This window comes from Terribacillus aidingensis, from assembly GCF_900215625.1.
Lineage (GTDB): Bacteria > Bacillota > Bacilli > Bacillales > Amphibacillaceae > Terribacillus > Terribacillus aidingensis.
In genome coordinates this window covers 1,101,745-1,115,745 of record NZ_OBEK01000001.1, presented here as the reverse complement: position 1 = coordinate 1,115,745, position 14,001 = coordinate 1,101,745, and the positions used below count along the sequence as shown (strand labels likewise).

The window sequence follows — 14,001 nt, the reverse complement described above, 5'->3', positions numbered from 1 at the left end:
GAAACCGTCTTTCCATTTTCAATCAGGAGAAAGAAAATACTATCCGGTATTAGCCCCGGTTTCCCGGAGTTATCCCAGTCTTACAGGCAGGTTGCCCACGTGTTACTCACCCGTCCGCCGCTCATTCCACTAGAATCACCCCGAAGGGGTCATCTAGCTTCCTGCGCTCGACTTGCATGTATTAGGCACGCCGCCAGCGTTCGTCCTGAGCCAAGATCAAACTCTCCATGAAAGTGTGATGCTTTGCTTCTTGCGCTGACGTTGATCTTATAAAAGACCATGTCGTTTAGTTCGTAATTGGTTGTTTTGTTCAGTTTTCAAAGATCAATGACTGCCGTTCGACAGTAAATACATAGTATCACCATTATCCGTACCTGTCAACATAGATTCAAAGAGAAATAGAATAAATGCGAGAAAAGCGTCGTAACGCCTTCCTCAGCATCTTTTCACCTTACTTGAATACCAATTCACCTTTCCATTCCAGCATACCGCCATCCATGTTAATGACATCATAGCCTTGGTTCTCCATGAACAAAGCAGTATTCATGCTGCGATGACCGCCCCGGCATACAAGTACATACGTATCTTCTGTCGGCAGCTCTGCCAGCTTCTCTGGCACTTGCTGCATCGGAATATGAATTGCGCCTGGTATCATCCCATGCTCAACTTCTTCATCTTCCCTAACGTCAATTATCTTATAAGAAGTTCCTTTTTCGACTAGTTCATCTAATTCTTCCGGTTGTATATTACGCAATGGTTCCCCTCCTTTTCAAAATAGGTAAGTCCCCTCCGTCATACGGAAGGGACTGTTGTTTTAATTTGCTACTACGTTCACTAGCTTGCCTGGAACAACAATTACTTTACGAACCGTCTTTCCTTCAAGCCAGCTTGCCATTTGATCATTGGAAAGGGCAATTTTCTCTAATTCTTCTTTTGAAGCATCATGCGGCACCAACACTTTTGCCCGCAGTTTGCCCATTGCCTGTAATACAATTTCTACTTCTTGTTCAATAAGTTTCGACTCATCATATACAGGCCAAGCTGCATAAGTGATTGTATCTTCATGACCCAGCTTACTCCACAGCTCTTCCGTAAGATGCGGTGCAACAGGAGATAGCATCTTCACAAAACCTTCCGCAAATTCCTGCGGGACAACAGAAGCTTTATAGCAGTCATTGATGAACACCATCATTTGAGAGATACCTGTGTTAAAGCGCAGCGCCTCGAAATCCTCTGTCACTTTTTTCACTGTTTCGTGGTAGCTCTTTTGCAGTTCATCCGCTTCTGTATCTTGGATTTTATCAGAAAGCTCTCCTTCTTCTGTTACAAATAGACGCCATACGCGATCAAGGAAGCGGCGGGAACCGTCTAACCCATTCGTAGACCACGCAATAGAAGCATCCAAAGGACCCATGAACATTTCATACATACGAAGCGTATCCGCACCATGCGATTCAATGACATCATCCGGGTTTACAACATTCCCTTTGGATTTACTCATCTTCTCGTTATTTTCACCAAGAATCATACCTTGGTTATACAGCTTCTGGAAAGGTTCTTTCGTTGGTACTACACCAATATCGTATAAGAATTTGTGCCAGAAACGCGCATAAAGCAAGTGGAGCACAGCATGCTCTTGTCCACCGATATAAACGTCCACCGGAAGCCATTCCTTCAGTGTGTCGAAGTCAGCAAGTTTATCTGTATTTTCCGGATCGATATAACGAAGGAAGTACCAGCTGCTGCCTGCCCATTGCGGCATTGTATGTGTTTCGCGCTTCCCTTTCATACCTGTTTCCGGATCTGTTACATTTACCCAGTCAGTAATGTTAGCAAGAGGTGACTCACCAGTACCTGAAGGCTTAATTTCATCTGTTTTCGGAAGAACAAGCGGCAGCTCTTCTTCCGGAACGCCTGTCATAGAGCCATCTTCCCAATGGATAACTGGGATTGGTTCTCCCCAATAACGCTGACGGCTGAATAACCAATCGCGCAGGCGATAGCTGACTTTCTTTGATCCATGATTGTTTTCTTCCAGCCATTCGATTGCAGCAGTGATTGCTTCTTCTTTATTCATCCCATTTAAGAAATCAGAATTAATATGAGCTCCTTCGCCAGTATGTGCTTCTTTTTCGATGTCAGCACCTTCGATTACAGCTTTAATCGGCAGATTGAAAGCTTTGGCAAATTCATAATCACGCTCATCATGAGCCGGCACTGCCATGATAGCTCCAGATCCGTAGCTCATTAGAACATAATCAGCAATCCAGATTGGCATTTTTTCGCCATTAACAGGGTTAATGGCATAAGCACCAGTAGATACGCCCGTTTTTTCTTTCGCAAGGTCGGTACGCTCCAGATCACTTTTCGCCGCTACCTCCTGCTTATACGCATCAACAGCTTCTCGCTGCGCTTCAGTTGTAATCGTATCAACAAGCGGATGTTCTGGAGAGATAACAGCAAAAGTTGCTCCGAATAGTGTATCCGGACGTGTAGTGAATACATCAAAACTTTCTTCTGTTCCATCAATACGGAAGGTCACTTCTGCACCTTCAGAACGTCCGATCCAGTTACGCTGCATTTCTTTTAGATTTTCCGGCCAATCAAGTTCATCAAGATCCTCCAGTAAACGATCTGCATAAGCAGTTATACGAAGCACCCATTGCTTCATCGGCTTGCGAATGACAGGATGGCCGCCTCGTTCACTCTTCCCATCAATAACTTCTTCATTGGAAAGTACTGTGCCCAGCGCTGGACACCAGTTCACAGCCACTTCATCTACATAAGCAAGTCCTTTTTTATACAATTGAAGGAAAATCCACTGCGTCCATTTATAATAATCCGGATCTGTTGTGTTAATTTCACGATCCCAGTCATAAGAGAAACCTAGCTCTTTAATCTGTCTAGTAAAAGTAGCAATATTCTTCTTCGTAAATTCCTCTGGATCATTACCTGTATCAAGCGCATACTGCTCTGCCGGAAGTCCAAATGCATCCCAGCCAATTGGATGAAGTACTTCATAACCTTGCATCCGTTTCATACGGGAAAGTATATCTGTTGCCGTATAACCTTCCGGGTGACCGACGTGCAGACCTGCCCCAGATGGATACGGGAACATATCCAGAGCGTACATCTTCGGTTTTTCCGAGGAAGTATCTGTTTTAAATGTTTTGTTTTCTTCCCAATAAGCTTGCCATTTCTTTTCGATTTCATGATGGTTGAATGACATATCGTGTGCCTCCTGTACTCTCTTCAACTTGAACAATCTGACCGTGAAACAAAGAAAAAGCCTCTCATCCCAATAATGGGACGAGAGACTTCTCCCGCGGTACCACCCAACTTTAGCGCAAATGCGCTCGCTCGACATTCCTTAACGCGGAAAACGGCAAAAAGTACTGGCAGTTCCCTTTTGCAATTATGAAGGCGAGTTCACAAGCCGCTGGGACGGCTTGCACCAAAAGCGCCGTCTCTCTAGACCGAGCAAAGCTTGCTACTGCTCCTTCTCCTCATCGTTCACAGTATTGTTGTGTTCAGTGTACGAAACAGTCCCGCGTTTGTCAAGATTCGGCGGCTTCTGTCTGAAATACAGCAACTGCTTCCTGCAAGTCATTCGTTACGCGCTCGAGTTCGCCGACTGTTACAGCCAGCTGTTCATAAGCTTCATATTGTTCATTTGTCGAATGATGAACAATATCCGTTTTGGCTGTGTTTTCCTGCAAAGTGCTGTTGATTTGCGCCACTCGGGACAACACGTCACCGCCGAGGCGTTCTGACTGCACATTTCCGCTTTGAATTTGCTGCAGCCGACCAGATATAGCTTGAAACTTATCTTCTATCTCGACAAAGGACGTTTCCATACTCTCCATCGATGCAGCCTCTGCTTTAGCCAGCTCATTTCCAAACTGAACAGCTTCCGATAGATTCATTGTGCCTTGGCGAATTGCACCGACCGATCTATATATAGCATCTGCAGAAACTTTTGATTCATCCGCAAGCTTCCGAATTTCATCTGCTACAACTGCGAAGCCTTTCCCGGCTTCCCCAGCCCGCGCAGCCTCTATTGCTGCATTCAAAGCAAGTAAATTGGTCTGCTCTGCCACAGATGAAACGGATGCAACCATTTGTTCTATTTGGTGAGAATACTGTGTAAAGTCTCGAAGTGAGGCTTCCATCAGTTCTCTGCTCTCGTTATTCTTTATAGTAAGCTGCTGTTGATTCACAACTGTTTCCCGGCCGCGCATGGCAGCTCCAGACGCAAGTTTGCCGAGCTCCACGGTTTCTGTCGCAAATACACTGTTCGCTTTGCCTTGCTTGTCCATCTGCTCAATCAGTTCCACCGTCTGCTGAAGATCAGCAGATATACGCTGCGAACCAGAAGTAATTTCCCCTACAGAAGCAGCAATGTTATTATGCAGCGATTGAAGATTGTGATTATCCTTATCAATCTCTTGTGACATTACAGCTACCTCATTACTTGCTTTCTCGATGGAACCAATCAGCCCTTTCAGCTGTTCTGTCATTTGCCCGAATGCATCATTCATTTGTTTTATTTCAAAAGAACCAGCCTTACCTATCGGCTCTACAGTCAAATCACCGGCAGCAATTTGATTCGTCCTGGAAGCAAGAGCCAACAAAGGATCCGCAATGGATTTACTTGTTCTTCTGGAGATATAATTTGTTACGACGATAAGCAGCAGGACACCGATTAAAGACACTACAATGACAAATGTTATTTGATTTTGCAAAGCTAGCTGTTCATCCTCATAAGCTGCCGTACTATAGGCGTTCGCCATGTAGACATCATTCAGCAGCCCTTCTACGCGGCTGGATAACCGCAGCGCCTCCATCTCGTTCACATTTGTCAGAAGACTTGTTACATCGCTTTGCCATTCATCATACTTCTCCTTGCCCGCCTCCAGGTATACTGCAGACTGTCCCTCAGAAGAAGATAAAAGCTGTTCAAAACTTGATTCACTTTGATCTAAATAGGTACGCAAGTCTGCTGCTGATGTTTCCGTTCGTATCGTGGAAGTATTCCGCAAAACTTGCCCGGCGTTATGCAGCTCACTGTCGAGCTGCTGCAGCTGGAGCAGATGCTGTACTTGTTCGTAGCTGGAAGCATTAATACGAATCATACTCATAATGATGAAAGCAATCAGTACAAAAGCAAGCGCACTTGTACAAATAGATTGCCACAATAGTTTCCGTGTGAGTTTCATTTGGCTCGCTCCGCTTCTATCAGCTTTTGAGTAGCAGCATGGACTTTGCCCTCCACTTTATCCGTGATGCTGACAACTGCAATTGAACTTAATCCAACTGCCTGCTCTTTCAAGCCTAAACTCGTATCACTTGGCAGCTCTTCGCCTTTGTCATCCTTCTTGAGCAGCTCAAAGATAATATGATCAACTTGCAGCATAGCCGATGTGACGACTGCATCAGGTTCCAGATAGGCTTGATCTCCGCCAGCTCCAATTGCATAAACATGCGCCAGTGCAGCTTGCGTTATCATCGCCTTTCCTGCTTTTCCAGGATCGGCAAAAAGGACATCCGCTCCTTCTTTCAGCAGTTCCTTCGATAACTGATTTCCAGCACCCTGATCATCAGGCGACGCTTCTCGGACTAAAAGTTCCGTGTCCGAATTGGTTTTTTCAATTCCTTTCCTAAAGCCTGTCAAATACGAACTTTCCGGCTCTCCAATAAATCCTGTTTTTCCGCTTTTAGTGATTGTTGCTGCTGTTACGCCTGCCAGATAGCCGGCCTCTTCTGTATTGAATTGGTAGCCGAACAGATTATCCGCTTTTAAATCAGTTCCAAAGCTTATGTATGTTATGTCAGGATTGGCTTTGGCCTGTTCAGCGACAGCGTCTCCTGCTCCAGCTTCAAGCGTAATAATCATATTCATCCCTTCACCCGCAAGCTCCTCCAGTGCTTTTTCGTATGACATGACTGCTGTAACTTCTTTGTATGTATAAATAATATCGAGCCTGTCTCTTGCTTTTGTAAGCCCATCGATTGCCAGGTCATTCAATTCCTGATCTCCGAGACCTGCTTCTGTAAGAACGACCCCCACACGTTTCTCTTCATCCAATTTAGCTGCAGCTGGGTTAGCAGCACACCCGGCTAAATAGCAGAGGATGAGGACGCATATAGGTATTAGGATGCGCTTATACATGTATTTGTGCTCCCTCCTTGTTATTCCCCCTCCTACTATGGTCCTTATTCCGACAAGTTTCTACATACCTTCCGTTAAGTGTTTGTAAATTTTGTTTTACAAAAGAGTGATTTGGTTTGCTAAATAGTCATAGGTAGCGTAAAAATAAGAGAGAACAATTTGTCAGAGAGAGGATTCATGGAAATGTTAAAACATGTTATTGCTTACGCGCACGAACTGATGGAACAAGTAATTCATCCAGGAGATACCGTCATTGATGCAACTTGCGGCAACGGAAACGATACACTCGTGCTGAGCCGGTTAGTTGGAGATGAAGGAAAGGTGCTGGCATTCGATATACAGGAACAAGCAATCGAAATGACAAGCAAACACCTGACGATGCATGATGTTACAAACACAACGTTGATCCTGGACAGCCACCAGCGCGTCGACCATTATATAACCGCTGAGGATGAAGGAAAACTTGCGGGCGCTATTTTTAACCTCGGTTATCTCCCAGGCAGCAGCAAAGCCATTACAACAAATGCTGAAAGTACTATTACAGCTATTGAGAAAATTCGCCACAGTATGAAACCTGGAGGAAGAATAGTACTCGTTGTCTATCATGGTCATGCGGAGGGCGCCATTGAGAAAGAAGGTTTGCTCGCGCACGTAAAAGAGTATGATCAAAAGCAGTACGCTGTCTTGCAGTACCGCTTCCTTAACCAAAAAAATAATCCCCCGTTCATTATTGCCATTGAGAAGAAAAAGAAAAAATGAAAGAAGCGCGACACCCCTAACTAATCGGGGTACGCGCTTCTTTCATTTTGTTATATGCTTTTACGTTTAGGTGGAAGAATTTTGACTTATTCCCACTTGCACGCAGCAAAGATTTTATCATTTGCTTGCCATCTGCTAACAGGCTCACTTTCCGGTCTGCTAAATACAGTCCTACAAGACCATGATGCACCATCTCATGGAAGGATGCATGCGGAAGCTTCTGAACACTTTCATTGGTCCGGTCAATGAAATAGAGAAGTCTTTCACGCATCTCCTCAGAATCTCTGTAGTAATGGCAGAAATTCAAATCGCCTTCTTCTTCGTCTTCCATTTGGTCGATATAGTAATCCAGCAGAATATGCAATCCTTGCATGTAAGGAAAATAACTGCGGTAAATATCATCTGCCAGCTGGTGATGGAGTTCCATCCCCATACCGTATGACACAAAACAGAATATACCTAACGTGGACCCGCTGCAGGCAGAGAATTCGTACCAGCTCAAATCCTGATAGTCCGCATGGTGGTCAGCGAACCAATTTGTAAGGCGTTCAATCCTTTCTTCTTTTGCAACGTGCTTGTGCACTTGCAAGTCACCATATAAACCAGATAACTTCAACAAATACGGCTGGATAATCTTCAGATTCGGCTGCTTGCCTAAAATTGTCTGACATGTAGACACGAGCGCATGCAAGTAACCGCCATCTTCCCGTTCTTCTCGCAGTGCATAATAATCTTTTAACGGCTCGCCAGGCTTCAGCGCATCCAGCATTGATTGGTGCAGCAGACGAAAATCATCCGGATCGAGCGAAGTACTGCGGTCACATAGATTATCTAGATAGTCACTGATTGTTTGATAAGCAATAATAAATTTAATCGATTGTTTCCATGCATCTCCAGCGAGCAGGCTGTATACAGCTCCGCCTTGGCAGTGGAATCGCTTCGTTCGAATACTTTCCAAAGCTTGTTTACGAAGTTCCGGATTAGGAATTGCCTCAGCTCGTTCCGTCCACACTTCTAATTCTTTATGTACTTCCGGGAAAATTTTCCGATATACTTGATGCATAAGTAAAACTGATGACTTCGGTATTTGTTGGGCCATAATAATTTCGCTCCTCGAATTCCGGGATTATCTCTTTCTTTCTAAAAAAACCAGTAAGTCTATAAGAACATAAACGAAAGGAGTATTCAAATGATTTACGAATACGACAAGAAACGTCCACATGTTCATAAGGAAGCTTATGTAGCTCCTGATGCTGTTATCACAGGAGATGTCACGATTAAAAAGGATGCAAGCATTTGGTTTAAAACAGTGATTCGGGGAGATGTTGCTCCCGTAGTAATTGGCGAAGGAGCCAATGTACAAGATCTTTGCGTGCTTCACCAAAGTCCTGACCTGCCTCTTATTATAAAGGAAGGTGCCACAATTGGTCACCAAGTTACACTGCATTCATGCACAATTGGTGAAAATTCTCTTGTAGGAATGGGTTCACTTGTACTGGATGGCGCGATTATTGAAGATGGCGCATACCTTGGTGCAGGTTCCCTCGTGCCTCCCGGAAAGACGATACCTGCGGGCAAACTCGCCTTTGGCAGACCAGCAAAAGTTGTGCGGGATTTGACTGATGCTGATTACCAGGATATGAATCGCATCCGTATGGAATATATAAACAAAAGCAAGCAGTATAAAGAGACAACATAAAAAAAGCCGTTCCTGCTTCAGGAACGGCTTTTCTACTTAAGTAGTCTGCAATTTGCTTCCTACTTTATCAACTTTTTGGAACTCTGCAAAGTCATATTTGCGCTCTACATAGATTTGATGCCATAGCATGAAGGCAAGTACAGTCCATATCTTACGGCTGTAATCCCCTTTTCCTTGGCAGTGCGCCTCAAGTAAATTCAAAATATAATCTTTATGCAGCAAATGATCTGTCTGACTTTCGCGAATCAATGTTTTCGCCCAGCTGTTTAGTTCGTTCTTCAGCCAATGGCGCATTGGTACCGGGAAGCCTAGTTTCTTACGATTTAGTACGTGATCCGGCACAATACCCTCTACCGCTTCACGCAGCAAGCTTTTCGTCGTGTTGTTTGCTATCTTCAGATCTTCCGGAATTTCACGCGCAACACGGAATACTTCTTTATCAAGGAAAGGCACGCGCAGCTCAAGTGAGTGCGCCATCGTCATTTTATCTGCTTTCAACAAGATGTCTCCACGCAGCCATGTATGAATGTCGATGTATTGCATCTGATCAACGAGTGATTCATTTTTAACGTTCTCATATAACGGTGCTGTTAACTGCTGATAACTAATGGAACTATCATATGTTTTCAATAGTTTTTGCAAGTCATGTTTCTCGAACATTTTTGCATTACCGATATAGCGGTCTTTTAGAGGTGTTGTACCGCGCTCTAAGAAACTCTTTCCGCGCACACCTTCCGGAAGAACCTTCGCTACACGGTTAAGCAGCGCTTTAGCAGGACCAGGAATGCTGTCAAACATACGCAGTGATTCTGGTTCACGATAAATATTATATCCGCCGAATAGCTCATCAGAACCTTCACCAGACAGCGCAACTGTCACATGCTTACTCGCTTCTCTCGCTACGAAATACAGCGCGATTGCAGATGGATCCGCTAATGGGTCATCCATATGCCACATAATTTTCGGAAGCTTCTCTAAATACTCTTCTGGTGTAATAATATGCGAATAGTTCTCCACGCCGATTTTCTCAGCTGTTTCTTTCGCCACATCCACCTCAGAGAATCCTTCGCGCTCAAATCCTACCGAGAAAGTTTTCAAGTTCGGGTTAAATTGCTTGGCAATTGCTACAATAATCGATGAGTCAATTCCGCCGGAAAGGAACGATCCGACCGGCACATCACTGCGCATATGTTTGCTGACAGAATCATGCAGCACATCTTGGATGCGTGTAATCCAAGCTTGCTTGTCCATGATTTTCGGAGAGAATGTTGCATGCCAGTAGCGATGGAATTCTATCGGCTCCCCGTCACGCTTTACAAAGTAATGACCAGGTTCCACTCGCTTAATGCCTTCTGTCATCGTAAGCGGTTCCGGTACATACTGATAGCTCAAATACTGCTGCAGTGCCTCTGTGTCGACTGTCTCTGTTTCTTCAAGAAGTGTAATACTCTTCTTCTCTGATGCAAAGAAGATTTCCTCGTCTGTTTCTTTGTAGAAGAGCGGTTTAATTCCAAATGGATCACGCGCTCCGTAGAATGTTTTCTTCTCTTTGTCCCATAGCAAAATGCTGAACATACCGCGAAGCTCTTTAAAAGCTTCTGCTCCGTATGTATGGTACATCGCAGCAATGACCTCTGTATCGGACTCTGTTTTAAAGGTTGAACCTTTTTTCAGCAAATCTTCGCGCAGCTCGACGTAGTTGTAAATCTCGCCATTGAAGACCATCCAAATTTTCTCATCATCATAGCTTAATGGCTGTACTCCAGCTTCAATATCAATAATACTCAAACGGCGGAAACCGAATGAGACATGCTCATCATGGTAATATCCTTCATCATCCGGTCCGCGGTGGGTGATAATGTTGTTTTGTTGTTGGAATTTATCCTTTTCAGCTTGCGTTAGTTGTTTTACGTTTTTTCTAATGACGCCAATCAAACCACACATTTACATTTAGCCTCTCTTTCATTCCTTCTAGCCTTTAATTATAGCACAAAACAGTTCGATTCTTGTATCTAGAATATGGGTGCCGGCACAAAAAGAGCAAGAGCGGAAATGCGCTCTTGCTTTTAACAGATTATGCGAATGTATAGCTTTTCAGCTGTGCTGCTCTGTCTGTCTGCTCCCAAGGGAAGTTTTTATCCGTACGTCCAAAGTGACCATACGCAGCTGTATCTTTGTAAATCGGCTGGCGCAGATTCAGCATTTTGATGATACCTGCAGGACGCAAATCAAATAGTTCGCGCACTGCTTGTACCAATGCTTCTTGCGGTTGTGTACCTGTTCCAAATGTATCAATACTAATTGAAACTGGTTCAGCAACACCAATTGCATAAGCAAGCTGTACTTCACATTTATCTGCAAGACCAGCTGCAACAATATTTTTCGCTACGTAACGCGCTGCATACGCTCCGGAACGATCCACTTTCGTAGCATCTTTTCCGCTGAAAGCACCGCCTCCATGACGTGCATAGCCGCCGTACGTGTCCACGATAATCTTACGGCCAGTCAAACCAGCATCGCCTTGAGGACCTCCGATTACGAAACGTCCTGTCGGGTTGATAATATATTTTGTTTGTTCATCCAACAATTCTGCAGGAACAACAGGTTTAATCACAAGCTCTTTTAAGTCAGCATGAATCTGGGCCTGTTCTACTTCTGGATGGTGCTGTGTGGAGATAACAATTGTATCAATCCGTACCGGCTGATCATTTTCATCGTACTCTACTGTTACTTGTGTTTTACCATCTGGACGCAAGTAGTCCACAGCCTCATCCTTCCGTACCTTAGCCAATTGCTTGGAAAGACGGTGAGCAAGCGAAATAGGAAGCGGCATAAATTCAGGTGTTTCATTGCTGGCATAACCAAACATTAGTCCTTGGTCGCCTGCACCGATTGCATCGATCTCTTCGTCTGACATATGCCCTTCACGAGCTTCTAATGCCTGATCAACACCGCCTGCAATATCAGGGGATTGCTCATCGATTGCTGTTAACACAGCACACGTATCAGCATCAAAGCCGTATTTCGCACGGGTATAACCAATTTCCTTGATTGTATTGCGCACGATACTTTGAATATCAACATAAGCACTTGTGGTGATTTCACCTGCGACAAGCACTAGCCCTGTTGTTACAGTTGTCTCACAAGCAACACGGGCATTTGGATCCTTAGACAGGATTTCATCTAATATAGCATCCGAGATTTGGTCACAGATTTTATCCGGGTGGCCTTCAGTAACGGATTCTGAGGTAAATAATCGACGATTAGCAGTCATTCTGCCAAATCCCCCTTCAACTACGATTAATACGGAAGTTCTACTCTTTCCAAGTATGTTATAAGAAACTTGATAATGGGTGAAGGTTTGAAAGAGCGCTACAAGTAGTATTGCTCTTTTTTTACTATTAAGCCGTGACATGAAAAAAACCTTCATGCATAACAGAAGGCTGGCTTATTCCCTCTCTTATCGTTCAAGGTATCCCTTGCTCAGGTTGAGCACCATTTCACGTGTTGTGACGGTTGCCGGGTTTCTTAGGGCCTGTCCCTCCGCCTACTCTGAATAAGAGTGTTTCCGCTCGCACTTATGTTATCGAAACAATGTCCATAAGTCAATAAAATCCTACAAATATCGACCGACTGTGTCAATCGGGTTGAAGTGCGTCTAATGATGCACATTTCCATTGCAAATAAATATAGTATGTATTAATATACTAATGTGATATACTATTTAAAACTAAACAAAAAGGCGGGAACCAAAATGCGAATGATGCATGCAGTAGCTGCGTTAGAGGAATTGCGCAAACAACCAAATGTAAAAAGGAACTTATCTGTGGCACAGCTAACGGAGGCGGCACTATCCCGTCAAGAAGCGCGTCTTACAGAAACAGGCGCCTTGCGGGCATCCACTGGGAAATATACCGGACGCTCACCAAAAGATAAATTCATCGTCCAAGACGAACTTTCCGAAAACAAAGTAGACTGGGGAAAAGTAAACCAGCCAATCAGCGAAGAAACATTTGAGCATTTACTAGAAAAAGTTGTGAATTACTTGCAGGCTCAAGAGCAAGTATTTTCTTTTCAAGGCTTTGCTGGAGCAGATGAACGTTATCATTTACCAATCCAAGTAATAAATGAGTACGCGTGGCATAATTTATTTGCCCGCCAGCTGTTTATCCGACCATCTGAAGATGAACTGGCAGCACACAACCCTGCTTTCACTGTCATTTCGGCCCCTGGTGTAAAAGCAGATCCAGCTATTGACGGCACAAACTCGGAAGCGTTTGTCGTTGTATCATTTAAACAGCGCGTCATCGTTATCGGCGGAACAGAATATGCAGGCGAAATGAAGAAATCAATCTTCTCTGTCATGAACTTCTTGCTGCCGCAGCAGGAAGTCATGCCAATGCATTGCTCTGCCAACGTAGGAGCAGATGGAGATACAGCTTTATTCTTCGGTTTATCAGGCACAGGCAAGACAACACTCTCGGCAGATCCCAATCGACCTTTAATTGGAGATGATGAACATGGCTGGTCTCCGGACGGCGTTTTCAACATAGAGGGCGGATGCTATGCTAAGTGCATAAACTTGTCTGCTGAGAAAGAACCGGAAATTCACGGAGCAATTAAATTCGGCACCATCCTGGAGAATGTCACGGTAAATGAAAATGGCGTATGCGACTATGATGATGGGTCGGTAACAGAAAATACCCGTGCCGCTTATCCGATTGATTATATAGAAGGCAGCCTTCCAAAAAGCAAGGCTGGTCAACCGAAGACAATCGTTTTCCTGACTGCTGATGCTACCGGTGTACTTCCTCCAATCAGCAAGCTGACGACCGAGCAGGCAATGTATCATTTCTTAAGCGGGTATACGAGTAAACTTGCCGGCACAGAGCGCGGCGTTACAGAACCAGAAGCAACGTTCTCTACTTGTTTTGGCGCACCATTCCTTCCGCTTGCACCCGCTGTTTATGCAGAGATGCTAGGCGATAAGATCAGCATACACAACGCAGAGGTGTATCTCGTGAACACAGGTTGGACTGGCGGCGACTATCACACAGGCGCGAGAATGAAACTCAAGTATACGAGAAGAATGGTTCAAGCAGCACTGTCAGGAGAGCTGAAAGATATCCATACAGCCGAAGATGAGATTTTTGGTTTGCATGTTCCAGTTTCTTGTCCAGATGTACCAACTGCCCTCTTAATGCCTGAAAATGCATGGGAAAACAAAGCCGCTTACAAAGAAAAAGCACAGGAACTAGCAACGAAGTTTCATCACAATTTCGAGAAATTCGACTTCATTGATGAGACCATTCGCCAAGCGGGTCCGTTATATAGATAACAGAAAAGGACTGCCCACCGAAGCCGAACGCTT

Annotated in this window: 10 protein-coding genes, 1 rRNA gene, 1 riboswitch and 1 other annotated feature; of the genes, 3 read left to right on the top strand and 8 right to left on the bottom strand. The window is 44.4% G+C overall.

Annotated features, from left to right (window positions below):
• The 5 genes from CRO17_RS05375 to CRO17_RS05355 form a co-directional block, all read right to left on the bottom strand.
• Positions 1–232 (bottom strand): 16S ribosomal RNA (locus tag CRO17_RS05375); the annotation flags it as partial.
• Positions 233–451: 219 nt separating this feature from the next.
• Positions 452–754 carry a rhodanese-like domain-containing protein gene (locus tag CRO17_RS05370; protein ID WP_097039976.1) on the bottom strand — a complete coding sequence of 101 codons (303 nt, stop codon included), beginning with the start codon at positions 752–754 and terminating at the stop codon, positions 452–454.
• Between the two features lie 60 nt (positions 755–814).
• Positions 815–3,229 (bottom strand): leucine--tRNA ligase, encoded by a 2,415-nt coding sequence (gene leuS, locus CRO17_RS05365; protein WP_097039973.1) that lies wholly within the window; start codon positions 3,227–3,229, stop codon positions 815–817.
• A gap of 73 nt (positions 3,230–3,302) precedes the next feature.
• Positions 3,303–3,516, bottom strand: a binding site (T-box leader).
• Between the two features lie 41 nt (positions 3,517–3,557).
• Entirely contained in the window at positions 3,558–5,219 is a 1,662-nt protein-coding gene (locus tag CRO17_RS05360) for a methyl-accepting chemotaxis protein (RefSeq protein WP_097039970.1), read from the bottom strand.
• Positions 5,216–6,172 (bottom strand): BMP family ABC transporter substrate-binding protein, encoded by a 957-nt coding sequence (locus CRO17_RS05355; protein WP_097039968.1) that lies wholly within the window; start codon positions 6,170–6,172, stop codon positions 5,216–5,218. The genes CRO17_RS05360 and CRO17_RS05355 overlap by 4 nt, the downstream gene beginning before the upstream one ends.
• 177 nt (positions 6,173–6,349) lie before the next feature.
• On the opposite strand from CRO17_RS05355, the gene mnmM reads away from it, so the two are divergent.
• Complete coding sequence (mnmM, locus tag CRO17_RS05350) at positions 6,350–6,931, top strand: tRNA 5-(aminomethyl)-2-thiouridylate-methyltransferase MnmM (protein WP_342748957.1); 582 nt, start codon at positions 6,350–6,352, stop codon at positions 6,929–6,931.
• Between the two features lie 16 nt (positions 6,932–6,947).
• Here mnmM and CRO17_RS05345 read toward each other — a convergent pair whose 3' ends face one another.
• Complete coding sequence (locus CRO17_RS05345) at positions 6,948–8,030, bottom strand: tetraprenyl-beta-curcumene synthase family protein (protein ID WP_097039964.1); 1,083 nt, start codon at positions 8,028–8,030, stop codon at positions 6,948–6,950.
• Positions 8,031–8,120: 90 nt separating this feature from the next.
• On the opposite strand from CRO17_RS05345, the gene CRO17_RS05340 reads away from it, so the two are divergent.
• A complete protein-coding gene (locus CRO17_RS05340) occupies positions 8,121–8,630 on the top strand; it encodes a gamma carbonic anhydrase (protein ID WP_097039962.1) in 510 nt (169 codons plus the stop codon).
• 36 nt (positions 8,631–8,666) lie between these two features.
• Here CRO17_RS05340 and asnB read toward each other — a convergent pair whose 3' ends face one another.
• Together asnB and metK are read right to left on the bottom strand one after the other, a co-directional pair.
• Entirely contained in the window at positions 8,667–10,574 is a 1,908-nt protein-coding gene (gene asnB / locus CRO17_RS05335; RefSeq protein ID WP_097039960.1) for an asparagine synthase (glutamine-hydrolyzing), read from the bottom strand.
• A 130-nt stretch (positions 10,575–10,704) separates the two neighbouring features.
• The gene (gene metK / locus CRO17_RS05330) at positions 10,705–11,904 is read right to left on the bottom strand and encodes a methionine adenosyltransferase (RefSeq protein ID WP_097039958.1); all 1,200 of its coding nucleotides are present in this window, start codon (positions 11,902–11,904) and stop codon (positions 10,705–10,707) included.
• A gap of 183 nt (positions 11,905–12,087) precedes the next feature.
• A riboswitch (SAM riboswitch) is annotated at positions 12,088–12,193 on the bottom strand.
• Between the two features lie 191 nt (positions 12,194–12,384).
• Between metK and pckA the strand changes: the two genes are divergently transcribed.
• Complete coding sequence (gene pckA, locus CRO17_RS05325) at positions 12,385–13,968, top strand: phosphoenolpyruvate carboxykinase (ATP) (protein WP_425444398.1); 1,584 nt, start codon at positions 12,385–12,387, stop codon at positions 13,966–13,968.
• Positions 13,969–14,001 lie beyond the last annotated feature (33 nt).

Coding starts and splice junctions, on each gene's coding strand:
- CRO17_RS05360 (WP_097039970.1), bottom strand. CDS start 5,219: ATGAAACTCACACGGAAACTATTGTGGCAATCTATTTGTACAAGTGCG.
- CRO17_RS05355 (WP_097039968.1), bottom strand. CDS start 6,172: ATGTATAAGCGCATCCTAATACCTATATGCGTCCTCATCCTCTGCTAT.
- pckA (WP_425444398.1), top strand. CDS start 12,385: ATGCGAATGATGCATGCAGTAGCTGCGTTAGAGGAATTGCGCAAACAA.
- CRO17_RS05345 (WP_097039964.1), bottom strand. CDS start 8,030: ATGGCCCAACAAATACCGAAGTCATCAGTTTTACTTATGCATCAAGTA.
- CRO17_RS05340 (WP_097039962.1), top strand. CDS start 8,121: ATGATTTACGAATACGACAAGAAACGTCCACATGTTCATAAGGAAGCT.
- asnB (WP_097039960.1), bottom strand. CDS start 10,574: ATGTGTGGTTTGATTGGCGTCATTAGAAAAAACGTAAAACAACTAACG.
- leuS (WP_097039973.1), bottom strand. CDS start 3,229: ATGTCATTCAACCATCATGAAATCGAAAAGAAATGGCAAGCTTATTGG.
- mnmM (WP_342748957.1), top strand. CDS start 6,350: ATGGAAATGTTAAAACATGTTATTGCTTACGCGCACGAACTGATGGAA.
- metK (WP_097039958.1), bottom strand. CDS start 11,904: ATGACTGCTAATCGTCGATTATTTACCTCAGAATCCGTTACTGAAGGC.